Consider the following 22,191-nt stretch of genomic DNA (forward strand, 5'->3'; position numbering starts at 1 on the left):
ATTGCTGGCATATAAGAATGAAACCGGATATTTATTACGGAACTGTTTTAAAGACCTGCCGGGATTTCGATATTATCCTGGTGAATAACTTTATCGACCGGGTAACAGTTACCGGGAATTTTCTGTTCGGTTGCTGCAGTCATACACTCCTGCATTGTCCTGTGAACACTGACTGCAATATCAACTGGCTCTCCGGAAACAAGAAAAACTGTCAGAACAAGCACAAATGCTGAATTCATTGTGCACATCCTTTTGGCATCAGACGTAAACGAGCCAGCATTGAAACAATGCATATTTTATTTAATAGCTCCCGTTCTTGTTTTCTCTTGTTAATGGCATCTTCAGTAAATACTGGGTTACTGATAGTGACACCAATTTCAAAACAACCTTCAGACGTATTAACGTTTGGTAATAACGTTTTCATTATCGCGTCCTCAACAATGAATTTTGTGATGCAGTGCCTGGTGCCTCCAGGTGACGTTAACCAGTTAACAATTAACGCCGGATACAGAGAATCCACCCATAACACTGTTTTTGGTTTTAACTGTTCCGCGTGCGCTCAGCCGCATTCACCACATCACAAAATTCACTTTAAAAAGGGCGGCAGAGCAGTCACGGAGTAAAACTGATACCGCCAAACGTCACCAGAAAATTGATAACAGAGGGCGTTGCAGCGGGGTTGTCACTTAAGCGTATGGTCAACCTGACAACCCGGTGTCCTCAACGGGGAAGGAATAACCCCGCCATACTTACCGCCGCGCCATTTTGCGGGTTGCCACAACCGGAAGCGCACGGTCGAATTAAATTTAACGACACCGTACAGTGAGACGAACTTCGCCGTGCGCTTTCGTGTTGTGTGCCTGCTTTTAACCACGTCAGGCGAGGTGGTATCCTTAAAATCACCACAGTTTTAAGGATTCATTAAGCAATGTCGCAACCACCAATAAATCCGCTTAAGAACATGAAAATTGATTACTGGTATAAAGCGCTTACAGTTGTTGGCGCTGCGTTGTTTGTCTTTAATGGAACGTCTTTTTTTGACAGATATCCCGTTGTTCCATTGGGTTTTTTGTCCTCCGGCATCTTTTTTATTGGTTTGGGGGAGTGGATTAATCACCCTCTCAAAGTGAGATTTATTGGCCCTGGAGTTTGGACTCGTGGATATAATCGTTCTTCGTGCGCACTCGGTATCATCTTCGACATACTTGGTTGTTTCCTGATTGTTACAGGAGTCGTCAAGTTCTTCTGATGTAAAACCGCAAATGGGGCACGTAACGGGAATTTTGAAAAGCGTTTCTCCGGGTTCCAGAACAAAATTTTCTGCGGTCTGATTTTGCTTCTCATATTTGTGCTCCGCGTCATTGTGAGAGCACATTCTTATTCTGAGTGCCTGTTTAAACTCACTGAAGCTGAGAGCTTCTTCGCCTTCGGCAAGGCCTTCGAAGTATTCTTCGTAAGCCTTTTCCATGATTGTGTCGAAATCCATATCACTCACCTGAGTTTCTTTCCAGCCAGCGACGGGCACCATTTTCGGTTTTAAACGTTTTGCTTTTGGTATACGTCATTGCGGTGAACGTACCGTCCTGGTTGGGGAACACGCCACATACCAGAGATTCGCTGTTGCCAAGATTGATAGTATCCATGCTGACCTCATTTCCCCTTAACGCCGGGGTAGCGGAACAAAAACCTGCTGCATAGTTATTAAAGTTGTACCCTGCCGTCATGTTCTTACGCCTCGGGCTGGCTACTTAACCCCTGACCACTGCCTGGTAACTCGAAGTATTGCCCTGCATTCTGTGGAGCGGGGTGAGTTGGTATGAAAAGAAGGATACCCATAGGTATTTAAAAAGTAAATACCCATGGGTAACTTTTTGCGGTGTCTTAACTGGTGACTAGTTGTTTGGTGAGCTATGATGCGTTTTGTGCTTTCTTTTTACGGATTTCTTCGTAGATCATATTGTAATACTGTTTTTTCTCTTCAAGAGTTTTTAATAAGTTATCCGCTTCACTTTCTGGCAGTTCGTCTAAGAGATCTAAAAAAATACGTTGTCGTGGCGTTAGAACCCTTGTTTCATAACTGGAGGCTGTGTTCGTTGATGATGAAACGATACCATCCATCCATCCCCGGGGTAACCCAAAGGACTCTTCGATAATCTCCACCATATCATCAGCGATCCGTTTTTTTCCCTTTTTCCCCTCTGGGTACAACATTCTTGATACATAAGAAGGCTCGCGCCCGATCTTTCTGGCCACGTTAACCGCTTTACCATCGCATTTCTCATCACGAATTTTGATGAGTTGCTGTCGTCTAAATTCATATTTGTCCATAGGTAAATAATAGATGCGATTACTGCAAGGTAAACAACCTGTGGGTATTGACTTTTGTTTACCTGTAGGTATTCTTTGCTGTGTTTACTAAGGAGTAGCTATGGAAGAATTAAGAATATTTCTCAATTCTCTTTCGTCAGATGAACAGCGTATGTTTGCATGCGAGTGTGGTACCAGCATCGGTTATCTAAGAAAGGCATTGAGTAAAGGTCAAGTGTTAGGGGCATCGTTATGTGTCCTTATTGAACGAGCCAGTAATGGTGAAGTTACACGTCAGCAACTAAGGCCTTTTGATTGGATGAATATTTGGCCCGAGCTGGAAGATACCAAAACGTTAACACAACCACTTTCTAGGAGCTTGATTCATGAAAATCAAGCATGAACACATCCGCATGGCGATGAATGCCTGGGCGCATCCGGACGGTGAAAAAGTTCCGGCAGCTGAAATAACCAGGGCTTATTTTGAACTGGGTATGACGTTCCCAGAACTGCATGACGACAGCCATCCGGAAGCCCTGGCTCGCAATACCCAGAAAATTTTCCGCTGGGTAGAGAAAGACACCCCTGATGCAGTTGAAAAAATTCAGGCGTTGTTACCAGCGATCGAAAAGGCAATGCCACCTTTGCTGGTGGCGCAGAATGCGCAGCCACAGTTCAGCTTATTTTCGGGAGCTGGTGGAGACGCGGGAGCGACTGGTGAGAGACGCTGATGATTTTGTCGCAGTGGCAATCGCCGGTTTCAATCAGATGAACCGTGGTGGCCCGGCAGGAAATGCTGTGGCAGTGCATTGAGTGATAATAGCCATATCGAATCGCTTCCGGCAACTCGTGAGTAAAAAGATTCGGTATCAGAAGAGGTGAGTATGGCTAACGCCTGGCTCAGATTATGGCATGACATGCCAAATGACCCTAAGTGGCGAACAATTGCCAGGGTGTCAGGGCAGCCAATTGCAACAGTGATGGCAGTGTATATCCACCTCCTGGTGAGCGCGTCACGAAATGTCACGCGAGGTCACATTGATGTCACGACAGAAGATTTGGCAAGTGCGCTCGACGTGACAGAAGAGGTAATTGATTCAATTTTGCAGACGATGCAGGGGCGGGTACTTGATGGTGATTTAATCACTGGATGGGAAAAACGCCAGGTGCTTAAAGAGGACAACGGCAATATTTCGCAAACCGCAAAATCTCCTGCAGAGCGCAAGAGGGCGCAGCGAGAGAGGGAAAGAAAGCGGGAACAAAATGGCGATTGTCACGGCGCATCACGAAATGTCACGCACATGTCACGACGAGTCACGACATATAAAGATACAGATAAAGATACAGATCAAGAAGATCAAAACACTATGGTCCATGGCGTAAAAAACGCCACGAACCAGGCAGGGGATGTTCAGACCGTCAATCCTGGTCAGCCAGCAGGCACGACACCGGAAGCCGATTCAGCGTATGCGCTGAAAGCCGATTCGGGCGCTGTGCAGCAGGTGATGACCCAAAGGCCGGAACAATCACACCAACTGCAGCAGCCTGAAGCCGATTCCGCCATTCAGCGGGAAGCCGATCGGGTAGTCCCGGAAAACACCGGGCTGTCTGTGGGACGAGTGGATTATCCGGATGTGTTCGAACAGGTCTGGCGGGAGTACCCGTTGCGTGCCGGAGCAAACCCGAAGAAATCCGCTTTCAGTGCCTGGAAGGCCAGATTACGCGAGGGGGTGCCACCAGAGGCCATGCTGGATGGCGTGAGGCGTTACGCAAGATACTTGGCGGCTACCGGGAAAACGGGAACGGAATTTGTTCAGCGAGCGACGACGTTTTTTGGACCGGACCGGAATTTTGAGAACCCCTGGTTGCTCCCGGTAAGCGGCACGAACAACCAGCGTTGTGTGAATCATATTTCTGAACCGGATAACGAAATTCCGCCGGGCTTCAGGGGGTAAGTGTTAATTTCTGGTCATGAGGTAATTTTCAGGAGGGCTTGTGGCAAAAGTTTTTACACAAGAAGAGCGGGAAAAAATTAAAGGGCAGGTTGTTGAACTCGTACGCCAGAGTGGGCGCGAGACGTTACGACAACTGGAAACTAAAACTGGGGCAACAAGATATCTGATGAGCGTTCTGGCCAGAGAGCTGGTTGCCAGTGGCGATGTATACAACTCTGGTTACGGGTTATTCCCGTCTGAACAGGCGCGTAAGGACTGGCAAAATGCCCGTAAAAAGCTCTCAAGGGCAAAGCTGAAGAAACCATCTGCGGTTGATCCGGACCTTATCTGGTCATTACCTGACGGAGAAATACGTCGCTACGATAGTTGTCTAAACATAATCTGTCGCGAGTGCCGGAAGAGCGAAGTTATGCAGCGCATTATGGCATTTTATCAGGGAAATGTTAGGTATTTTAGACGTTACTAGATTAAAGGGCATTAGTTCAGATATGCATTGACATTTTCATGGCACAAGGTAGAGCTAGCGTGGTTGTTCGCTTTGTGCCAAGAGTGGTCATTGATAATATTTTGGTGGGTTACATCTGTCAATGTTTCAGGTGATATGATATACAAATAGCCAGACTTAGACTGGCATGCTGTTTATTTTTATATTATGGGTGTGCCACATGGATTTAAAACTTATTGAGATATGACATGGATACTTTTCATAATATTTTGCTTGAGCACATAGACAGCCTTTTAAAAGAGAGACTTGATTTATCTGGTGACGCTGATATCGAAAAAGAAATTAATAACCTAATTCCTAAAATAGCCATTGTCGTTAAAAAATCTCTTATTGGCTCGGCCAATGCAATGCTTAGAGAACATCGTTCTCTTTGTGATGAATTTGTTGAGAGAAATATTTCAAGATGGGCAGAGGCTTTTGATTTGCTCGAAACACTTATAGTGATATGCACGGAGTCCGGTGAAGAGTTCAATCGTTCTTATAGACCACAAGCTGCCTCTGAAGAGGATGTGGTTTTTGATTTAGTCGTTCGGCATCACGCAAGAGCTTGCCACATCGCCAACGAAATTTTGTGTCTCTTAAAGAATGGATTTGCAGATGCTGCCCAAGCGAGATGGCGAGCACTTCATGAGGTAGCAGCCACAGCTATGTTTATAGCAAAGCATGGAAAAGAGTGTGCTGAGCGCTTTTACTACCATGAAGTGGTTGATTCATATACTGGAATGTTGGAACACAAAAAGTACGAGCACCGGTTAGAAGCAAAAGGTCCAACTATTGAAGAAATAGCTGAGTGTAAAGTTCAATTTGATCTATTAATAAAAAAATACGGCAAAAAATATGCAGATAATTATGGGTGGGCATCTTATATTTTCCCTAACCATAATAAAGTGGGGTTTGGAGCTATTGAGAAAGATGTTCAGTTAGAACACATGCGCCCTTATTATAAGTGGGCGAGTCAGAATGTACACACCGGTTCCAAGGCAATGAGAAATAGGCTTGGTCTCTGTGAAACTGGTGATGATATATTATTGGTCGGGCAAAGTGATTCAGGAATGGCTGATCCAGCCCATGCTACTGCTATTAGTTTGATGCAGATTACTGTGACACTTTTATTCTTAAAACCAACCATTGATCATGCCGTCATTTCAAAAATAATACAGGATTATTCTGATGAGATTGGAAATGTATTTCTTAAAATTGATAAGGGTAATTAAAAATTGGAAAAGTGATAGTATATTCTTGTTTTTTTACTGGTAATTAAATGTTTTTAAAGTTACTAGTTCACACCTATCGAACGTCCGGTCTTCGCCCAAAGCGGACTAGAAGGTTAGCTTGCGTCGGATTTGGCGTATTTAAAGAATCGCTGGTGGTTACTGGTTGTTGTGTTCCATTTCTACAGAACAAAATCACAGAAACTATACCCAATAGTTGTATCTCATCAATGATGAGAGAGCCTCATATTTATCAGGACTGGTGTACGTCCAATACAGGAGGTTGTCGTGCTGGTTCTCAAATGTGCGCTGGCTATTGCAGCTGTAATGGCAATTTATTGTCTTGCTGTTGTTCTTATGGATCGCCTTTCTGATTGATTTTATATTGGCCAGGTGACGGGAGTTAAGTAGAATGGCTGCGGGTGCTTGAGGCTATCTGTCTCAGGCATGAACACCAAAGGCAGATAGAGAAAAGCCCCAGTTAACATTACGCGTCCTGCAAGACGCTTAACATTAATCTGAGGCTCAATCTATGAACGGCAAATCTAGGTTAGCCTCTTACGTGCCGAAAGGCAAGGAGAAGCAGGCTATGAAGCAGCAAAAGGCGATGTTAATCGCCCTGATCGTCATCTGTTTAACCGTCATAGTGACGGCACTGGTAACGAGGAAAGACCTCTGCGAGGTACGAATCCGAACCGGCCAGACGGAGGTCGCTGTCTTCACAGTCTACGAACCTGAGGAGTAAGAGACTTGGCGAGGGAGAAATCCCTCGCCACCTCTGATGTGTCAGGCATCCTCAATGCACCCGCACTTAACCCGCTTCGGCGGGTTTATTTTATCTGTAAATATTTTTATAAAAATAATGCCCACACACAGCATAAAACAAAAAGTATCACAGATAAAAAAGGAGCGTAATGTGCAGATTTGTTGTTTTCCATATTTACTCACTTTAACATAATCAATATTGATATGGTTGTTGTTTCGGTGGTTTCAAAAGAGATGTTATGGTGATCTGGTAAAATTGCATAACATTAAAATTTAATTTATCTAATCGCTTTTAATAATAAGCGTTGTGTTTATCCCAACAATCTGTTGTTTGACTTTTATTCCATTAATGTAGGGGCTTTACACTGGAACCAGTTTATTTATACTTTATACGCCAGCCTGAACAACTGGCACCTGCTGCGCCAGCAGAGACAACCGATGGCGCACGATACCAAATTACACAATTCTGATGATTCTGCCGTCTTTGCCTGCAGGTGCGGACGGCGTTTTCATGCATTCAAATCGGACTGGTTCCAGCATCCACCATGCACTGAAGAGCAGGCTGAATGGATAATTCAGTGTTACCGCAGGCGCGGATACGAGGTTAAAAAAGCCCTTAGCCTCGACTACCGTCACTGGATAATCTCAGTCAGATTGCCTTACTCCGAACGCCCACCGCGTCCGTCCCACACATTCCAGCAACGCATCTGGAGGTAACGTGCGGGTATTACTTCGACCTGTTCTGGTACCGGAACTCGGGCTGGTGATCGTTAAGCCGGGCCGTGAATCCATGCCGGTATTCCACAATACCCGGTTACTGGTGGAGCCGGAACCGAAAAGCATGCGTAATCTGCCGTCCGGGGTCGTTCCTGCCGCTCGCCAGCCGCTGGTGGAAGACAAAACATTGCTGCCGTTTTTCAGTAACGCACGGGTGATTCGTGCTGCTGGTGGTGCTGGTGCATTGTCTGACTGGCTGTTGCGCCATATTAAATCCTGCCAGTGGCCACACGGCGATTATCATCACAGCGAAACCGTCATTCACCGTTATGGTACCGGCGCAATGGTGTTGTGCTGGCACTGCGACAACCAGCTGCGTGACCAGACATCCGAATCACTTGAGCAACTTGCTCATCAAAACCTGTCAGCATGGATGATTGACGTCATCGGTCACGCAATAAGCGGTACGCAGGAGCGTGAATTATCTCTGGCTGAATTATCCTGGTGGGCGGTCCGCAATCAGGTGGCGGACGCGCTACCGGAAGCGGTATTACGTCGTTCGCTGGGGTTGCGTGCGGAAAAAATCCGCTCAATGTACCGTGAAAGCGACATCGTACCGGGAGAGCAGACCGCCACCAGCATACTGAAACAGCGCACAAAAAATCTTGCGCCGCTGCCTCACGCCCACCAGCAACAGAACCCACCACAGGAAAAGACGGTGGTCAGCATTGCCGTTGATCCTGAGTCTCCGGAATCTTTTATGAAACGACCTAAACGTCGCCGCTGGGTTAACGAGAAATACACACGCTGGGTGAAGACACAGCCGTGTGCGTGTTGTGGTAAGCCAGCCGACGATCCCCATCACCTGATTGGTCATGGTCAGGGCGGAATGGGGACAAAATCTCACGATATTTTCACGCTACCGCTGTGTCGGGAGCATCACAACGAGCTTCATGCGGATCCGCTGGCGTTCGAAGAAAAGCATGGTTCTCAGGTTGATTTAATTTTTCGTTTTCTTGATCACGCCTTTGCAACTGGCGTGCTTGGGTAAAAGAGGTGACTGATGCTCATAGATTTGGTTTTACCTTACCCGCCGACGGTGAACACTTACTGGCGACGCCGTGGCAGCACATATTTTATCTCGGAGGAGGGAAAGCGTTATCACCGGGCTGTGGCGCTTATTGTTCGCCAGCAGCGGCTGAAATTAAGCCTGTCCGGAAGGCTGGCGATAAAGGTGATTGCAGAGCCACCGGATAAGCGTCGTCGCGACCTGGACAATATCCTGAAAGCACCGCTGGATGCGCTGACGCATGCGGGAGTGTTAATGGACGATGAGCAGTTTGATGAAATCAATATCGTTCGTGGTCAGCCAGTATCTGGTGGACGTATGGGGGTGAAGATTTACCCCATAATGCATGAAGAGCAGGTCAAAAAATGAAACTGGAAGATTTACCGAAATACTACTCCCTAAAATCCCCTTGCCTGACCGATGCATCGGCTTCAACGTCAAAAGATGCGCTGAGTATCACTGATGTGATGGCCGCGCAGGGCATGACACAGAATCGGGCTGAGATGGGGTTTTCTGCGTTCCTGGGGAAAATGGGCATCAGTATGAATGACAGGGCGCGGGCAACAGAATTACTGGCAGATTATGCACTCAGTCGGTGCGATCGTGTGGCGGCGTTGAGAAAACTTCCGGCAGAAATAAAACCGGTAGTGATGCGCATTATGGCTTCGTACGCTTTTGAGGATTATGCCCGCAGCGCAGCGAGTAAAAAGCAGTGCCCTTGTTGCGATGGGGAAAAATTTATTGAAAGCGTAGTTTTTACAAACAAGGTCCAGTATCCGGATGGTAAGCCGCCGGTATGGGCAAAGTGTACGAAAGGTGTGTATCCGTCTTACTGGGAAGAATGGAAAAAAGTCAGGGAGGTGGTAAAAGTTGCCTGTCCGGAGTGTGGCGGAAAGGGTGAGGTTTCCACCGCCTGTAAGGATTGCCGTGGGCGTGGTGTCGCCATTCACCGTGAAGAGTCGGTAAAACGTGGTATGCCTGTTATCAGAGACTGCCAGCGTTGTGGTGGTCGTGGCTATGAAAGACTACCATCAACGGAGGCATTTAATGCTATATGCGAGGTGACAAACCAGATAACACGCGCGTCATGGGAAAAAACAGTTAAGAAATTCTATGATGCGCTGGTGACCCGGTTTGATATTGAAGAAGCATGGGCTGAGCGGCAGTTAAAAAAGGTAACTAGGTAACAAGGTTGATTTTTCCGGAATCTGTGGTAAATTCGTCATAATGATGGGCTTTTTATGCCTGACGTTAGAAGAGTTTCTACAACCCGCCGCCGAGCGGGTTTTTTATTGCGGAATTAATTACGGACCGTTATTATTCTGCTCCCGGCCCTTTAGCTCAGTGGTGAGAGCGAGCGACTCATAATCGCCAGGTCGCTGGTTCAAATCCAGCAAGGGCCACCATCACAAACCGCCATTAGCTTATCAGGAAGAGCAGACGACACGATAACAGGGTTGTTGGTGCGGGGGCGGGTCCCCGATGGCGGTCCATTATCGGTATTCAGCGTTGTTAGCTCAGCCGGACAGAGCAATTGCCTTCTAAGCAATCGGTCACTGGTTCGAATCCAGTACAGCGCGCCATATTCATTCTTCCAGATTCCTTCCGGCAGAGCCTTATACTGGAATATACCTGGCTCAGGATATTGTTGAAAACATAATATGTTTGTCAAAAATAAAAGTTCTGTTAAGTATTGATTGAGTGTTTGTTATACGGTCTAATGGTTTTTTCAGCATTAAATATTTATCATTCATATGGTGTGGGTAGAGTGAATATTGATGAGGCGTCGGGGTGTTTCATCCTTAGGCAGCGTATTGATATAGTCAATGCAGCACGAGCAAAGGCCTTCAGCCGTTTGACAGTTTTGTTCTGTGCTCCTGATCGTCTTTCGGGAAGAGACGTTATTATTCTGAATAGTGATGCTATACAGAGGGTTTGCGATGAGTTCATGGTTGCTAATTCAGAATTATTTGCTCTTGTTCAGGAGTACAACAGAATAGCCAGGACCTGTGGTATGGATGAACTTCGGATTACTCATCTGGGGTAGATACATATCTGGATTATCACCTGTTACGGTAAAAAGTGATTGCTTACTGTTTTTGTGAATGGCATTGCAGCAGCCGGATAATGTCAGTGCTGGCTGACGGTGTGCTGGTGGCGGGTGTGGTGGTTGTTGCTTTCCCGTTGCTGAAAAAGAAAACGCCAGACTGTTAGCCGGGTATCAGTTAGCGGGAGAAATTTTTAAATACTTCACAATTCAGGCGGTTGACTGTTCTCTGGTTTGCGGGGAGTTTGTTAAAAGAAACTGGCATGGTGAATCCCCCTGTGCGGAGGGGCAATCAGCGAGTAGGTATATGGGATAATCGCGGATTCAGGTGCTGGTACTGAATTCACCGGGAGGCACCCGGCACCATGCACTTCAATAGATTCTCTCCACATTATGGATATTCTTTCAGAATATCCCACGCAGACTTTGTGTAAATGTTAACAAATGTGCGTTTTATTTGATCTGATTCGCTGTTTGAGCGTCCAAAACAACGGTATATATAATCCTTTACTATATGACATATGTGAGGAAAAATGGGTTTTCGTAGCGCATCAATTCTTACGTTGATTATTAGTGGGATTATTATCGGGTGCAGTGATGCTGTATCGACAAATTATCATGACCGTACATCATATTACTCCGATAAAGCAATAGAGACACAGTATGTGAGTTCATCTGAACGTACTTCTGATGTTAGTGAGGATATCCGTCTGTATGCCCATCAAATCAAGAGCGCCATCGAAAAACAGTTCGGGGATGCGAGTAAGTATTCAGGAAAAGAGTGTACACTGAGAATGCATATGGCCCCGAATGGCCTTCTACTGGAGGTTAAAAGAGAAAGTGGAGACCTCGATTTATGTCGTGAAGCGATGAATGCGATAAAGAATGCTGATATACCTGCCCCCCCTTCGCCGGAAGTATATAAAGTATTTCAAAATGGGGTGCTGGATTTTAAACCCTGATATTTATTGTTTTGTAATAAACGGTTTCGGCTTAGGTTTGTTCTGACACAACTACGGCACTGAGCTAAATTTAGCGGATAGTCAGCTCTGAGCCAGTGGCGGACGTAACAACTACTATTGCTGAGATTTTAATGGATTGAGGAGCAAGAAGTGGGATTAAAGAAAATCGTTATGTTGACTTTTTGGGTCGGTTTTGTTGCGGGATGCACACCTTTACACCCTTCAGATTGCCACAAAACTACTGCTACAGGTAGTTGCAGTTCAGGACGCTGGGATGATCAGGATGAATGGGGGGCGCAAGCGCGGGGAATCAGAGCTGCAATTAATGCCAAACTTGATGAGCCGCATAACTGGAAAGGGAAAAAATGCAGGTTGCATATGGAATTCTCTCAGGATGGCACGGCGTTAAAAATATCTACCAGTAACGGTGATAAAGCCTATTGCGAAGCGATAAAGTCCGCAGCTCATAAAGCCAAATTTCCGGCCTTCAACAATCCGGAAGTCTACAGAGATTTTCAGAAATCTGGCTTTGACATGCGAGGTTAGCTCTTCAAATACTATATCTCATTCATAGCAAACTGACAGATTTGATGATGTTCTATATACGAAACCTGTGATGTCAAGTCTGAGCTAATACAAATAAACATAATATCAGAGAAATACATTTTATTAGCTCGCTACGGCGAGCTTTTTATATTGCATCGTCTCCAGCATATATATCAATTAAGGCTCTGATTGATGTGTCTGGAAGCCTACACATAATAACTATGCCATCCGTTCCGTGCGGAGGTGAGGCTATGAAATCCATGGACAAAATTTCAACAGGCATTGCCTACGGCACCTCCGCAGGCAGTGCTGGCTACTGGTTTTTACAGCTGCTCGATAAAGTCACGCCCTCACAGTGGGCAGCAATAGGTGTGCTGGGTAGCCTGGTATTTGGCCTGCTGACGTACCTGACAAATCTTTATTTCAAGATTAAAGAAGACAGGCGTAAGGCTGCGAGAGGAGAGTAATCCAATGACTCAAGACTATGAACTGGTTGTGAAAGGAGTCCGTAATTTTGAGAATAAAGTTACGGTAACTGTAGCCTTACAGGACAAAGAACGCTTTGACGGTGAAATTTTTGGCCTGGATGTCGCCATGGACCGTGTTGAAGGAGCTGCGCTGGAGTTTTATGAGGCAGCAGCCAGAATGAGCGTCCGGCAAGTCTTCCTGGAAGTAGCAGAAAAATTGTCAGAAAAAGTTGAGTCTTATCTGCAGCATCAGTACTCCTTTAAGATTGAAAATCCTGCCAATAAGCACGAGCGTCCTCATCATAAATATCTATGAACACAAAAATCAGATACGGCCTGTCGGCTGCCGTTCTGGCGCTGATTGGTGCTGGCGCATCTGCTCCTCAGATACTTGACCAGTTTCTGGACGAAAAAGAAGGTAACCACACAATGGCATACCGCGATGGTTCTGGCATATGGACCATCTGTCGGGGTGCCACAGTGGTGGATGGAAAAAACGTTTTTCCCAATATGAAACTGTCGAAGGAAAAATGCGACCAGGTCAACGCCATTGAGCGTGATAAGGCGCTGGCATGGGTGGAGCGCAATATAAAAGTTCCACTGACCGAGCCACAGAAAGCCGGTATCGCGTCATTCTGTCCCTATAACATTGGCCCTGGTAAGTGTTTTCCGTCGACGTTTTATAAGCGGCTTAATGCCGGTGATCGTAAAGGCGCATGCGAGGCGATTCGCTGGTGGATAAAGGACGGTGGACGTGATTGCCGCATTCGTTCAAATAATTGTTACGGTCAGGTTATTCGTCGTGACCAGGAGAGTGCATTAACCTGCTGGGGGATAGAACAGTGAATCAGATATTCACGGTGATTTTGCTCGTGTTGGTAGGATTTGTCGTAGGTAATGTCTGGTGCGACAGAGGATGGCAAAAAAAATGGGCGGAGCGTGATGCTGCCGAATTATCTCAAGAGGTAAATGTCCAATTTGCTGCTCGAATAATTGAACAGGGGCGAAGTATATCCCGTGATGAGGCTGTTAAAGATGCACAACAGAAAGCCGCTGAAATTTCTGCCAGGGCTGCTGATCTGTCTGATAGTGTTAACCAGCTGCGTGCCGAAGCAACAAAATATGCCATACGCCTTGACGCAGCGCAGCATACCGCAAATCTTGCCGCTGCCGTCAGAGGCAAAACAACCAAAGCCGCCGAAGGAATGCTCACCAACATGCTCGGAGATATTGCAGCAGAAGCTCAGCTTTATGCTGAAATTGCTGACAAACGCTACATCGCAGGAGTGACTTGTCAACGGATTTATGAATCTTTAAGAGATAAAAAATATCAGATGTAGATTAATATTAAATCGGATTATTTTTAGCGCTGAATGTGAAATTTAAATAAAAAGGACTTTTCCATGAGTCAAAATCCTTGAAATCTTAAGGGTAAGATAAAAGGTCATTAGACAGAATGACACGTTTTATTAATAAATAAAGCTATTGTTTCATTCGTGTGTTTTTCTTTACAAAAGTAATCCTTGCTATGGTTGGTTAATCATGCGTTAATGGTGTTCTGGTTTGTTACAAAATTATCTGAAGCAGTCATTGTTATAATTTTATTATTTGTACCTCTTGAGATTTCCTTGTTGGTTTTTCTCTCTGATATTTTTTTTCGGACCATTCTGCCCAAGGGCTAACTTCTTCAAAAGGTAATAATGATGTCTAACAAAATGACTGGTTTAGTGAAATGGTTTAACCCTGAAAAAGGTTTTGGTTTCATCACGCCGAAAGATGGTAGCAAAGATGTGTTTGTGCATTTCTCAGCTATTCAGAGCAACGATTTCAAAACGTTAACTGAGAATCAGGAAGTCGAATTTGGTATTGAGAACGGACCTAAAGGCCCTGCAGCTGTTCATGTAGTGGCACTTTGAGGTAGAAAATATTACAAACCATATTCACTTTAGATGCCCGTGTTGCCATGGTTCTCAGTATAGAACATCATCTTTTGATGTTTCTGACAGAAATCCTTTCGGGGCAAAATGTATCTTTTGTAAATCAATGATGATTACATTTGATAATATTTCACAATACTTAAATGTTAGCCATCTGTCGTTAGATTTAAGAAAGTGAAAATGAAGGCTCCTTCGGGAGCTTTTTTGCTTAGTGTCTAGTCGATGGATACTCACATATTACGGTAACATTATGAAAAAAATAATAGTTTTTTTTAACTCTGAACCAGCAATGGTAGTGCCAGTGATGACCGGAGTTAACACCATCATGCGTGAATATCCAAATGGCGAAACAACACACCTCACTGTAATGGCTGCAGGGTTTCCATCTCTGACCGGAGATCATAAAGTCATTTATGTAGCAGCGGATCGACATGTAACTTCAGAAGAAATTCTGGAAGCAGCAATGAGACTCTTGAATTGATTTGATTCTAATGCATTGATAATAAATGATAATCATCTTTATCTGTTTGTGTGAAATTTAGACCGTCGTATGTTGATTATTGCGATGTTTCATCTTATCTTTTATACGTTTGCTCCATATAATTGACACTACTGTGTACCAGGACAGTCATAACAGACTAAAAGAGGAAATGATGAACATTGAAGAGTTAAAAACAAAAACAGAAGCAGATATTTCTGAATATATAACAAAAAAAATCATTGAGCTTAAGAAAAAGACCGGGAAAGAAGTTACCAGTATCCAGTTTACTGCACGGGAAAAAATGACTGGTCTTGAAAGCTATGATATCAAGATTGATTTAATCTAGCATGTTTATAGTATTAGCATCAATTTCTCATCAGATGCTATTCAACAATACAAATTACCCATAAACCTCGTTTTTACGGGGTTTTGTTATATTTAAACATTACCGAATAGATATAAATCTCGATTGTCGATGGTATTGGTTGTGTGACAATACCTAGTCTTTCCGGTATGCCTGAAGAGAATACAAACGACAGATTATGTAAGGGAAACGCGCTGAAACTTTCACTCTTTCATGCTGAGTGATTTGACGTTATATTTTTAGCCGCAAGTGAAGTGCAAACGAATGGAGCGACAAAATGCATAAAGATCAATACACTGATGCCCCCTCCCAGGAGCAGGTTCGTGTAAAAACTATGCTTAATAGCACCATTTCGATGGGTTACCCGGATGTTGTAATTGCATGTATAGAACATCAAGTATCTCTGGAAGCATTCAGGGCAATTGAGGCCGCGTTAGTAAAGCACGATAAGAATACGAAGGATTATTCCCTGGTGGTTGACTGATCACCATAACTGCTAACCATTCTGACCATTTCACAAGTGACAGAGTCAATATCGTATTCTGTCACTGTAAGGCTAATACAGTACTGCAATTCAACTACAGCAATGCCTCGTATTTAGGTGAATTTACAATATCGTCCAGTTCGGATGCCGGCTGCATTTCTGAAGATAAGGCATTTCGGTTCGCGTATTTTCCCCTCATGCTCGTCAGTCCTGCGCGTAGTAAGAAACAGGACACTCACACTAATTTGTGTGGGCATGCTGTGATGTCCTTCTGAATTATCCCCATGCCATTATGTAAAGCTCTGTTTCAGATGCTCGTCACGGTTGTCAGGCTGTCGGGTCCTCCCAGTGGGGGTCCCTGCCACGGGGCGGGAGCGTCGCGGAAAAAGGCTAGTTTTTGCATTTCCATGGCGGCGGCAGCATGTTTGGTAATTTATTGATAATTAAAAGTTATTTCTCTCTTCAGCTGTACAATATTTTTTTCTCCCTGTCATTAGACTAGTTTGCAATTAATTGAAATATATAAATAAACCTGATTTTCACCTGCCAGATGGAGTTGCTTATGTCAAATGTGAGCGGGATCGGTGATGCTTATTACTGGAGTGTTTTTAAAATCGCCGAGGCCTTTGGGCTTCACCGGGACACAGTAAAAAAACGGCTCCTCGCGGCCAACACTCCTGTGGCTGCGACTGTCAGGGGGAACCCCGTTTACGCCCTGCAGCATGTCGGGCCCGCCCTGTTTAGTGTGAAGCATGAGGCAGCAGACTCTGTTCATGATCCATCCCGTATGGAGCCGAAAGAGAGAAAGGACTGGTACCAGTCTGAAAATGAAAGGATCAAGCTGGAAAAGGAGCAGCGAAAACTCATCCCAGTTGATGAAGTAGTCATCGTCTATTCGTCCATGAGAAAGGCTGTCGTCCAGGTTCTGGAGACAATTCCGGATGTTCTTGAACGCGATTGCGCCCTGACTCCTCAGGCCGTCGGCGTTGTACAGCAGGCCATTGATGACCTGCGATACACTCTTCAGGAAAAATCCTACGAGGCTTGTGCTGCTGAATTAATTCCTGATGAGGAAGGAGAGAGTCTCTAGGAGGAATAATGGGTTTTTCATCAGCCCGAAATTTGGGAAGGGACATATCGGCAGGATTTTCCCCACCACGTCGCATGCCGATTTCGGAGGCTGTTAAAAAATTCATGCGTGTTCCCAAGGGGGCTGGTAACTCGGTGCCATGGGATCCTGAACTGACACCCTACATCATTGAGCCCATGAACTGCCTGGCATCGCGTGAATACGATGCGGTGATTTTTGTTGGTCCTGCGCGAACAGGGAAGACCATTGGTCTGATCGATGGATGGATTGTCTATACCATCGTTTGCGATCCTTCGGACATGCTCGTTGTGCAGATGACCGAAGATAAGGCCCGCGAGCATTCTAAAAAGCGCCTCGACAGAACGTTCAGAAGCAGTGCGGCGGTAAAGAAAAGAATGAGTCCACGTCGTAACGACAATAATGTCCATGATAAGACGTTCAGGGATGGCTCGTTCCTTAAAATTGGTTGGCCCTCGGTCAACATTATGTCGTCGTCGGATTACCGGTTTGTCGCCTTAACCGATTACGACCGTTTTCTGGTGTTGAGTTTGATGGTTCCAAAGATATTACTTTAACCGCCGCGCATGTGGCTGCTTTTGCCAGAAGGGCAACGGATACATATGCCGATGCGGATGGTGGCGTTCCCTGGAATGCCGAATCAGGCGCTTATAATGTCACCCGCTCTGGCGACAGCTATATTCTGGTTAACTTCTATACCGGAGTCGGAAGTTGCCGGACCTTGCAGATGAAGGCGCATTACAGAAATGGTGGTCTGTTCTACCGTTCTTCAAGAGACGGTTATGGTTTTGAGGAAGACTGGGCAGAAGTTTATACCTCGAAAAATCTTCCACCAGAAAGCTACCCAGTCGGCGCACCAATCCCGTGGCCATCAGATACCGTTCCGTCTGGTTATGCCCTGATGCAGGGGCAGACTTTTGACAAATCTGCCTACCCGAAACTTGCAGCCGCTTATCCGTCAGGCGTGATCCCTGATATGCGTGGCTGGACGATTAAGGGCAAGCCCGCCAGTGGTCGTGCCGTATTGTCTCAGGAACAGGACGGCATAAAATCGCATACCCACAGCGCCAGCGCATCCAGTACTGATTTGGGGACGAAAACCACATCGTCGTTTGATTACGGCACTAAATCCACGAATAACACTGGTGCGCATACCCATAGTTTAAGTGGCAGCACGAATGCAGCTGGTAATCACAGCCATAGAGATGGCCGTCGATTTAACCCCAGTGTTTTTAAAGATACTTATCAATATGGTTATACAAGCTCAGGTCAAAATACCTGGGGTGTACAAGGCTCAGTAGGTATGTCTACGGGGGCGTTAGCTAATACCAGTACAGATGGTAACCATAGCCACTCACTGTCCGGCACAGCAGCATCTGCAGGTGCACACGCACATACTGTCGGTATTGGTGCACACACGCACTCCGTTGCGATTGGTTCACATGGACACACCATCACCGTTAACGCTGCTGGTAACGCGGAAAACACCGTCAAAAACATCGCATTTAACTATATTGTGAGGCTTGCATAATGGCATTCAGAATGAGTGAACAACCACGGACCATAAAAATTTATAATCTGCTGGCCGGAACTAATGAATTTATTGGTGAAGGTGACGCATATATTCCGCCTCATACAGGTCTGCCAGCAAACAGTACCGATATTGCACCGCCAGATATTCCGGCTGGCTTTGTGGCTGTTTTCAACAGTGATGAGGCATCGTGGCATCTCGTTGAAGATCATCGGGGAAAAACCGTCTATGACGTGGCTTCCGGCGACGCGTTATTTATTTCTGAACTTGGCTCGTTACCGGAAAATGTCACCTGGTTATCGCCGGAAGGAGAATATCAGAAGTGGAACGGCACAGCCTGGGTGAAGGATACGGAAGCAGAAAAACTGTTCCGGATCCGGGAGGCGGAAGAAACAAAAAACAGCCTGATGCAGGTAGCCAGTGAGCATATAGCGCCACTTCAGGATGCTGTAGATCTGGAGATCGCAACGGAGGAAGAAACCTCATTGCTGGAAGCCTGGAAAAAATATCGGGTGTTGCTGAACCGTGTTAATACAACAACTGCACCGGATATTGAATGGCCAGTAGCACTTATAGGGTAAATTCGTAATGATTACCTAAATACGTTATTCTTTTGTTCAAAAAGTGATTTTTCTATAGGTAGGGAGTATGTTCTTGGATTAAGAATAAAAAATCGCCATGAAAGAGCTTCATGGCGAGTACATAAACGTACAAAATATGATGAAAGTAGAGTGGCGTAAGCCACTATATTAAGATATGACAATAGCGAAGAAAAGTAAATAACATTTTATGGGCGTTTAATTGTTAATTATAAAAACTAGAGTGCCCGATATTGTTTATCTTGCTTTAAAATAATGTACTCAAACCAAATTTTTGAGCTAAAAGCTCAAATAATATAAATGCAATGATAATGTTTAATAAGACAATTAGCTTGCTTTGTATTTTCATTTCGGAATACTGTTAAGTAACTTTGATGACACTAACAATAGATCGGAATTTTCTTAGAGTCAATGGTCACTGTTTTTGCTTGCAAAGCAAATCTTTTTGGTGGTTATAAGTTTTCTTAATATAGTCACCTATGCAACTTGTTCCGTGTGGAGATTAAAGGTTAAAATTTAATGCGAAGATGGAATTATAATATATTTTTTTATAATTAATTTAACCTTAACATCGTTGCTGGCGGCATGGAAGGAATATCGGGTCTTGCTGATGTTGTGTTGGCACTTCCTTAGTGCGGTTATCGAATGGCCAGCTGTACCTGTGGGGTAAAAACTTTATATGGGTGCTATTTTTATAATAGCTGGTAAAAACTGGCCGAACTGAAATTCACTGTTGATAAAAAAGATGTGTTTGAGTGTATGTCATTGTTTTCTTAATGGAATCCACTAGAATGCAGCGAATTTAAGAAGGTGGGTTTTTATTGGAATATAAACTACAATAATGCTCAACTCGTTCGTAGAATTGTTTTTTCTTATTTTTTGGAATGCTAACCATTATATGCATTATGGGGGCGATACTTCCTGATAATTTACATGATGCATACATTGAAGCAATAAATTCAATATCATTGTCATCAAAGTTAAAGCTTTCTCCGTCCATTTCAATTCCTTATGTGTTTGGCACAACTGATGCTGTATCCCATGAGAATTTATGCAAGTTGATATGTTTGATTTGATATTGCAATGATAATTGTAGCTAATTGTTTTCAATTGAGTGAAAGTTTATTTCGAGTGATTAAGTCGAAAAAAAAGATTTCTCACGGTTAGTAAGCGTATTAGGTTAGTATTCAGATATGAATGGTATTAATGACTAAATTTTCAATCATATATGGATTTTTATGCTGATGAAGATGTTTTATTTGGCGATTCGTCAAGCATCTTCACTTAAGTAATCGTATATTTTAAGAGTGCAAAAGAGAAAGGGACAACGTTGCTCGCACTCTGGATTAAATATAGGGTGTTGTTAAACTGCGTTGATACATAATTGTACCGGATATTGAGTGGTCTGAAGTCCCAGTCATTAAGTAATCGTTTCGTGATATGCCGCAGAAACGTTGTATGCAATAACGATCTGCGGTTGGCTGATGCACTTTCGAGAGTGTATTTAATAATTTCAAGCCGTTATTGTTTTTACGCGTAACACCATGAAAAGACTGCTTATCTGTTGGGGTGTTTTTTGGGGCATATATGGGACAGAAATAGGCCACAGATAGATAGTAAGATCGAACTCAGGATGCTTTTGAAAAAATGTAACTATCTGAAAAAACCTAGAAAGCGCCAAGGAAACCACAGAATGAGAAAAAACATCTGTGAATTATGGATTTCCAGCTCTACTCCCTTGGCGCCGCGCTGGTGTTTCATGAAATTTTCTTCCCTGAGCAATCGGCGGCCATGGCGCTGATCCTGGCGATGGGCACCTACGGCGCAGGCTACATCGCGCGTATCGTCGGGGCATTTATCTTCGGCAGAATGGGCGACAGAATTGGCCGTAAAAAAGTGCTGTTTATCACCATCACCATGATGGGGATCTGCACCACCTTAATCGGCGTGCTGCCGACCTACGCGCAGATCGGGATTTTCGCACCGGTGCTGCTGGTGACGCTGCGTATTATTCAGGGGCTGGGCGCGGGGGCAGAAATCTCCGGTGCGGGCACCATGCTGGCGGAGTACGCGCCGAAGGGTAAACGCGGCATCATCTCCTCGCTGGTGGCCATGGGCACCAACTGCGGAACGCTGAGCGCCACGGCGATCTGGGCCGTGATGTTCTTTGCCCTCGATCGTGAAGAACTTATTGCCTGGGGCTGGCGCGTGCCATTCCTCGCCAGCGTGGTGGTGATGATCTTCGCCATCTGGCTGCGTATGAACCTTAAAGAGAGCCCGGTGTTTGAGAAGGTTAACGACGCCGAAACCGTTGCGCCAGCGGCGGCGCAGGATACCTCATTAGGCGCGATGTTTAAGAGCAAATCGTTCTGGCTGGCGACGGGGCTGCGCTTTGGCCAGGCCGGTAACTCTGGGCTTATCCAGACCTTCCTTGCCGGGTATCTGGTGCAGACGCTGTTATTTGATAAGGCGATCCCAACCGATGCGCTGATGATCAGTTCGATTCTCGGCTTCCTCACCATTCCGCTGCTGGGCTGGCTGTCCGATAAAGTGGGGCGCCGTCTGCCGTATATCATCCTTAACATTTCAGCCATTATTCTGGCTTACCCGATGCTGTCGATTATTGTTGATAAGAGTTACGCGCCGGGCGTGATTATGCTCTCTATCATCGTTATTCATAACTTTGCGGTCCTCGGGCTGTTTGCGCTGGAAAACATCACCATGGCAGAGATGTTTGGTTCGCGGAACCGCTTTACCCGCATGGCAATCTCGAAAGAGGCGGGAGGGCTGGTGGCCGTAGGCTTTGGTCCGGTGCTGGCGGGGATCTTCTGCAATATGACCGGGTCCTGGTGGCCAATTGTGGCGATGCTGGTGGCGTACTCGCTGATTGGGCTGGTCTCCACTTTGCTGATGCCGGAAGTGCGCGACCGCGATCTGAGTGAAGCCGAAGATGCAGCCGAAGCGCCGCATAAAGAAGCGGTAGCCTACGGCGCGCTCTCTTCACGCCGCTAGTGGTTTACATCTTGTGTTACCTGTCACACAACTTTTTACTGATGTCACACCACATGGCGAAAAGTTAATGTAAATCAAGATCTGAAAACGACGTATCAGTATGGTTAATGGCAGCGTTTTTTGA

28 protein-coding genes, 2 tRNA genes and 6 pseudogenes are annotated in these 22,191 nt (G+C 45.2%); 30 read left to right on the plus strand and 6 right to left on the minus strand.

Features of this window, described 5'->3' with window-relative positions; genetic code table 11:
* Positions 1-47: 47 nt before the first annotated feature.
* From ydfD to ACOTXL_RS00330, 5 genes and pseudogenes are all read right to left on the minus strand, one after another.
* A complete protein-coding gene (gene ydfD, locus ACOTXL_RS00310) occupies positions 48-239 on the minus strand; it encodes a lysis protein YdfD (RefSeq protein ID WP_001083297.1) in 192 nt (63 codons plus the stop codon).
* Entirely contained in the window at positions 236-529 is a 294-nt protein-coding gene (dicB, locus tag ACOTXL_RS00315) for a cell division inhibition protein DicB (RefSeq protein ID WP_001328011.1), read from the minus strand. The genes ydfD and dicB overlap by 4 nt, the downstream gene beginning before the upstream one ends.
* 855 nt (positions 530-1,384) lie before the next feature.
* Positions 1,385-1,486: pseudogene (ydfB, locus tag ACOTXL_RS00320) on the minus strand (protein YdfB); the annotation flags it as partial.
* A 1-nt stretch (position 1,487) separates the two neighbouring features.
* Entirely contained in the window at positions 1,488-1,643 is a 156-nt protein-coding gene (locus ACOTXL_RS00325) for a DUF1391 family protein (protein WP_071607875.1), read from the minus strand.
* Positions 1,644-1,908: 265 nt separating this feature from the next.
* The gene (locus ACOTXL_RS00330) at positions 1,909-2,328 is read right to left on the minus strand and encodes a hypothetical protein (protein WP_000362155.1); all 420 of its coding nucleotides are present in this window, start codon (positions 2,326-2,328) and stop codon (positions 1,909-1,911) included.
* Between the two features lie 100 nt (positions 2,329-2,428).
* Between ACOTXL_RS00330 and ACOTXL_RS00335 the strand changes: the two genes are divergently transcribed.
* The 29 genes and pseudogenes from ACOTXL_RS00335 to ACOTXL_RS00475 all read left to right on the plus strand — a co-directional run bounded on the left by ACOTXL_RS00335 (position 2,429) and on the right by ACOTXL_RS00475 (position 19,037).
* Positions 2,429-2,710: a transcriptional regulator gene (locus ACOTXL_RS00335; protein ID WP_000391950.1), complete on the plus strand. Its 282-nt coding sequence runs from the start codon at positions 2,429-2,431 to the stop codon at positions 2,708-2,710.
* Positions 2,694-3,120: pseudogene (locus ACOTXL_RS00340) on the plus strand (toxin YdaT family protein). The gene ACOTXL_RS00335 and the pseudogene ACOTXL_RS00340 overlap by 17 nt, the downstream one beginning before the upstream one ends.
* Positions 3,121-3,191: 71 nt before the next feature.
* A complete protein-coding gene (locus tag ACOTXL_RS00345) occupies positions 3,192-4,262 on the plus strand; it encodes a hypothetical protein (protein WP_021536266.1) in 1,071 nt (356 codons plus the stop codon).
* 40 nt (positions 4,263-4,302) lie between these two features.
* Positions 4,303-4,728, plus strand: coding sequence for a DUF977 family protein (locus ACOTXL_RS00350; RefSeq protein WP_001151208.1), 426 nt, complete (start codon positions 4,303-4,305; stop codon positions 4,726-4,728).
* A gap of 227 nt (positions 4,729-4,955) precedes the next feature.
* Positions 4,956-5,981: a DUF5677 domain-containing protein gene (locus tag ACOTXL_RS00355; protein WP_000379313.1), complete on the plus strand. Its 1,026-nt coding sequence runs from the start codon at positions 4,956-4,958 to the stop codon at positions 5,979-5,981.
* A 586-nt stretch (positions 5,982-6,567) separates the two neighbouring features.
* Positions 6,568-6,723: a type I toxin-antitoxin system toxin HokD gene (hokD, locus tag ACOTXL_RS00360; RefSeq protein ID WP_000813256.1), complete on the plus strand. Its 156-nt coding sequence runs from the start codon at positions 6,568-6,570 to the stop codon at positions 6,721-6,723.
* Between the two features lie 458 nt (positions 6,724-7,181).
* Positions 7,182-7,460, plus strand: a complete 279-nt coding sequence (locus ACOTXL_RS00365) for a hypothetical protein (RefSeq protein WP_086532009.1) — start codon at positions 7,182-7,184, stop codon at positions 7,458-7,460.
* Between the two features lies 1 nt (position 7,461).
* A complete protein-coding gene (locus tag ACOTXL_RS00370) occupies positions 7,462-8,511 on the plus strand; it encodes a DUF968 domain-containing protein (RefSeq protein ID WP_001265033.1) in 1,050 nt (349 codons plus the stop codon).
* Positions 8,512-8,523: 12 nt separating this feature from the next.
* On the plus strand, positions 8,524-8,898 hold the full coding sequence (locus ACOTXL_RS00375; RefSeq protein WP_021536265.1) for a RusA family crossover junction endodeoxyribonuclease: 375 nt from the start codon (positions 8,524-8,526) through the stop codon (positions 8,896-8,898).
* Positions 8,895-9,716, plus strand: coding sequence for an antitermination protein (locus ACOTXL_RS00380; protein WP_045350650.1), 822 nt, complete (start codon positions 8,895-8,897; stop codon positions 9,714-9,716). Before ACOTXL_RS00375 ends, ACOTXL_RS00380 begins: the two co-directional genes overlap by 4 nt.
* Before the next feature lie 143 nt (positions 9,717-9,859).
* Positions 9,860-9,935 (plus strand) — tRNA-Ile (locus ACOTXL_RS00385).
* Positions 9,936-10,035: 100 nt separating this feature from the next.
* Positions 10,036-10,112, plus strand: a tRNA-Arg gene (locus ACOTXL_RS00390).
* A gap of 544 nt (positions 10,113-10,656) precedes the next feature.
* Positions 10,657-10,743 carry a DUF3927 family protein gene (locus ACOTXL_RS00395; RefSeq protein ID WP_000114359.1) on the plus strand — a complete coding sequence of 29 codons (87 nt, stop codon included), beginning with the start codon at positions 10,657-10,659 and terminating at the stop codon, positions 10,741-10,743.
* A gap of 366 nt (positions 10,744-11,109) precedes the next feature.
* Entirely contained in the window at positions 11,110-11,538 is a 429-nt protein-coding gene (gene tolA, locus ACOTXL_RS00400; protein WP_000506933.1) for a cell envelope integrity protein TolA, read from the plus strand.
* 171 nt (positions 11,539-11,709) lie between these two features.
* The gene (locus ACOTXL_RS00405) at positions 11,710-12,084 is read left to right on the plus strand and encodes a cell envelope integrity TolA C-terminal domain-containing protein (RefSeq protein ID WP_001348108.1); all 375 of its coding nucleotides are present in this window, start codon (positions 11,710-11,712) and stop codon (positions 12,082-12,084) included.
* A gap of 251 nt (positions 12,085-12,335) precedes the next feature.
* Positions 12,336-12,551 carry a phage lysis protein EssD gene (gene essD, locus ACOTXL_RS00410; protein ID WP_000839562.1) on the plus strand — a complete coding sequence of 72 codons (216 nt, stop codon included), beginning with the start codon at positions 12,336-12,338 and terminating at the stop codon, positions 12,549-12,551.
* Between the two features lie 4 nt (positions 12,552-12,555).
* On the plus strand, positions 12,556-12,867 hold the full coding sequence (locus ACOTXL_RS00415) for a DUF1327 domain-containing protein (RefSeq protein WP_000189918.1): 312 nt from the start codon (positions 12,556-12,558) through the stop codon (positions 12,865-12,867).
* Complete coding sequence (locus ACOTXL_RS00420; protein WP_001092966.1) at positions 12,864-13,397, plus strand: lysozyme; 534 nt, start codon at positions 12,864-12,866, stop codon at positions 13,395-13,397. Before ACOTXL_RS00415 ends, ACOTXL_RS00420 begins: the two co-directional genes overlap by 4 nt.
* Entirely contained in the window at positions 13,394-13,891 is a 498-nt protein-coding gene (locus ACOTXL_RS00425) for a DUF2514 domain-containing protein (protein WP_001071775.1), read from the plus strand. The genes ACOTXL_RS00420 and ACOTXL_RS00425 overlap by 4 nt, the downstream gene beginning before the upstream one ends.
* Before the next feature lie 363 nt (positions 13,892-14,254).
* Entirely contained in the window at positions 14,255-14,467 is a 213-nt protein-coding gene (gene cspI, locus ACOTXL_RS00430; protein WP_000066495.1) for a cold shock protein CspI, read from the plus strand.
* A gap of 10 nt (positions 14,468-14,477) precedes the next feature.
* Positions 14,478-14,666, plus strand: a complete 189-nt coding sequence (locus tag ACOTXL_RS00435) for a cold-shock protein (RefSeq protein ID WP_071526745.1) — start codon at positions 14,478-14,480, stop codon at positions 14,664-14,666.
* Between the two features lie 2 nt (positions 14,667-14,668).
* Positions 14,669-14,707, plus strand: a pseudogene (locus tag ACOTXL_RS00440) (hypothetical protein).
* Positions 14,708-14,738: 31 nt separating this feature from the next.
* On the plus strand, positions 14,739-14,969 hold the full coding sequence (gene ynfN / locus ACOTXL_RS00445) for a protein YnfN (RefSeq protein WP_000720960.1): 231 nt from the start codon (positions 14,739-14,741) through the stop codon (positions 14,967-14,969).
* Positions 14,970-15,141: 172 nt separating this feature from the next.
* Positions 15,142-15,315, plus strand: coding sequence for a GnsA/GnsB family addiction module toxin (locus tag ACOTXL_RS00450; RefSeq protein ID WP_001019207.1), 174 nt, complete (start codon positions 15,142-15,144; stop codon positions 15,313-15,315).
* 295 nt (positions 15,316-15,610) lie between these two features.
* Positions 15,611-15,817 (plus strand): hypothetical protein, encoded by a 207-nt coding sequence (locus tag ACOTXL_RS00455; protein ID WP_000548593.1) that lies wholly within the window; start codon positions 15,611-15,613, stop codon positions 15,815-15,817.
* A 562-nt stretch (positions 15,818-16,379) separates the two neighbouring features.
* Positions 16,380-16,907, plus strand: a complete 528-nt coding sequence (locus ACOTXL_RS00460) for a DUF1441 family protein (RefSeq protein WP_001389340.1) — start codon at positions 16,380-16,382, stop codon at positions 16,905-16,907.
* Between the two features lie 8 nt (positions 16,908-16,915).
* Positions 16,916-17,443, plus strand: a pseudogene (locus ACOTXL_RS00465) (phage terminase large subunit family protein); the annotation flags it as partial.
* Positions 17,434-18,456, plus strand: a pseudogene (locus tag ACOTXL_RS00470) (tail fiber protein); the annotation flags it as partial. The pseudogenes ACOTXL_RS00465 and ACOTXL_RS00470, both read left to right, overlap by 10 nt.
* Positions 18,456-19,037 (plus strand): tail fiber assembly protein, encoded by a 582-nt coding sequence (locus tag ACOTXL_RS00475; protein WP_045350647.1) that lies wholly within the window; start codon positions 18,456-18,458, stop codon positions 19,035-19,037. The pseudogene ACOTXL_RS00470 and the gene ACOTXL_RS00475, both read left to right, overlap by 1 nt.
* Positions 19,038-19,857: 820 nt before the next feature.
* On the opposite strand, the gene ACOTXL_RS00480 is transcribed toward ACOTXL_RS00475, so the two are convergent.
* On the minus strand, positions 19,858-20,055 hold the full coding sequence (locus tag ACOTXL_RS00480) for a hypothetical protein (RefSeq protein ID WP_000348576.1): 198 nt from the start codon (positions 20,053-20,055) through the stop codon (positions 19,858-19,860).
* Positions 20,056-20,771: 716 nt separating this feature from the next.
* Between ACOTXL_RS00480 and ACOTXL_RS00485 the strand changes: the two are divergent.
* Positions 20,772-22,067: pseudogene (locus ACOTXL_RS00485) on the plus strand (MFS transporter); the annotation flags it as partial.
* Positions 22,068-22,191: the final 124 nt, after the last annotated feature.

This window comes from Enterobacter cloacae complex sp. IR5402 (assembly GCF_049238125.1).
GTDB classification, from domain to species: Bacteria; Pseudomonadota; Gammaproteobacteria; order Enterobacterales; family Enterobacteriaceae; genus Enterobacter; species Enterobacter hormaechei_C.

Excerpts from the sequence above, each read along its gene's own strand:
- ydfD (WP_001083297.1), bottom strand. The coding sequence starts at position 239 with ATGAATTCAGCATTTGTGCTTGTTCTGACAGTTTTTCTTGTTTCCGGA.
- ACOTXL_RS00325 (WP_071607875.1), bottom strand. The coding sequence starts at position 1,643 with ATGGATACTATCAATCTTGGCAACAGCGAATCTCTGGTATGTGGCGTG.
- ACOTXL_RS00330 (WP_000362155.1), bottom strand. The coding sequence starts at position 2,328 with ATGGACAAATATGAATTTAGACGACAGCAACTCATCAAAATTCGTGAT.
- ACOTXL_RS00335 (WP_000391950.1), top strand. The coding sequence starts at position 2,429 with ATGGAAGAATTAAGAATATTTCTCAATTCTCTTTCGTCAGATGAACAG.
- ACOTXL_RS00345 (WP_021536266.1), top strand. The coding sequence starts at position 3,192 with ATGGCTAACGCCTGGCTCAGATTATGGCATGACATGCCAAATGACCCT.
- ACOTXL_RS00355 (WP_000379313.1), top strand. The coding sequence starts at position 4,956 with ATGGATACTTTTCATAATATTTTGCTTGAGCACATAGACAGCCTTTTA.
- hokD (WP_000813256.1), top strand. The coding sequence starts at position 6,568 with ATGAAGCAGCAAAAGGCGATGTTAATCGCCCTGATCGTCATCTGTTTA.
- ACOTXL_RS00365 (WP_086532009.1), top strand. The coding sequence starts at position 7,182 with ATGGCGCACGATACCAAATTACACAATTCTGATGATTCTGCCGTCTTT.
- ACOTXL_RS00375 (WP_021536265.1), top strand. The coding sequence starts at position 8,524 with ATGCTCATAGATTTGGTTTTACCTTACCCGCCGACGGTGAACACTTAC.
- ACOTXL_RS00380 (WP_045350650.1), top strand. The coding sequence starts at position 8,895 with ATGAAACTGGAAGATTTACCGAAATACTACTCCCTAAAATCCCCTTGC.
- ACOTXL_RS00395 (WP_000114359.1), top strand. The coding sequence starts at position 10,657 with ATGTCAGTGCTGGCTGACGGTGTGCTGGTGGCGGGTGTGGTGGTTGTT.
- tolA (WP_000506933.1), top strand. The coding sequence starts at position 11,110 with ATGGGTTTTCGTAGCGCATCAATTCTTACGTTGATTATTAGTGGGATT.
- ACOTXL_RS00405 (WP_001348108.1), top strand. The coding sequence starts at position 11,710 with ATGTTGACTTTTTGGGTCGGTTTTGTTGCGGGATGCACACCTTTACAC.
- essD (WP_000839562.1), top strand. The coding sequence starts at position 12,336 with ATGAAATCCATGGACAAAATTTCAACAGGCATTGCCTACGGCACCTCC.
- ACOTXL_RS00415 (WP_000189918.1), top strand. The coding sequence starts at position 12,556 with ATGACTCAAGACTATGAACTGGTTGTGAAAGGAGTCCGTAATTTTGAG.
- ACOTXL_RS00420 (WP_001092966.1), top strand. The coding sequence starts at position 12,864 with ATGAACACAAAAATCAGATACGGCCTGTCGGCTGCCGTTCTGGCGCTG.
- cspI (WP_000066495.1), top strand. The coding sequence starts at position 14,255 with ATGTCTAACAAAATGACTGGTTTAGTGAAATGGTTTAACCCTGAAAAA.
- ynfN (WP_000720960.1), top strand. The coding sequence starts at position 14,739 with ATGAAAAAAATAATAGTTTTTTTTAACTCTGAACCAGCAATGGTAGTG.
- ACOTXL_RS00450 (WP_001019207.1), top strand. The coding sequence starts at position 15,142 with ATGAACATTGAAGAGTTAAAAACAAAAACAGAAGCAGATATTTCTGAA.
- ACOTXL_RS00455 (WP_000548593.1), top strand. The coding sequence starts at position 15,611 with ATGCATAAAGATCAATACACTGATGCCCCCTCCCAGGAGCAGGTTCGT.
- ACOTXL_RS00460 (WP_001389340.1), top strand. The coding sequence starts at position 16,380 with ATGTCAAATGTGAGCGGGATCGGTGATGCTTATTACTGGAGTGTTTTT.
- ACOTXL_RS00475 (WP_045350647.1), top strand. The coding sequence starts at position 18,456 with ATGGCATTCAGAATGAGTGAACAACCACGGACCATAAAAATTTATAAT.
- ACOTXL_RS00480 (WP_000348576.1), bottom strand. The coding sequence starts at position 20,055 with ATGGACGGAGAAAGCTTTAACTTTGATGACAATGATATTGAATTTATT.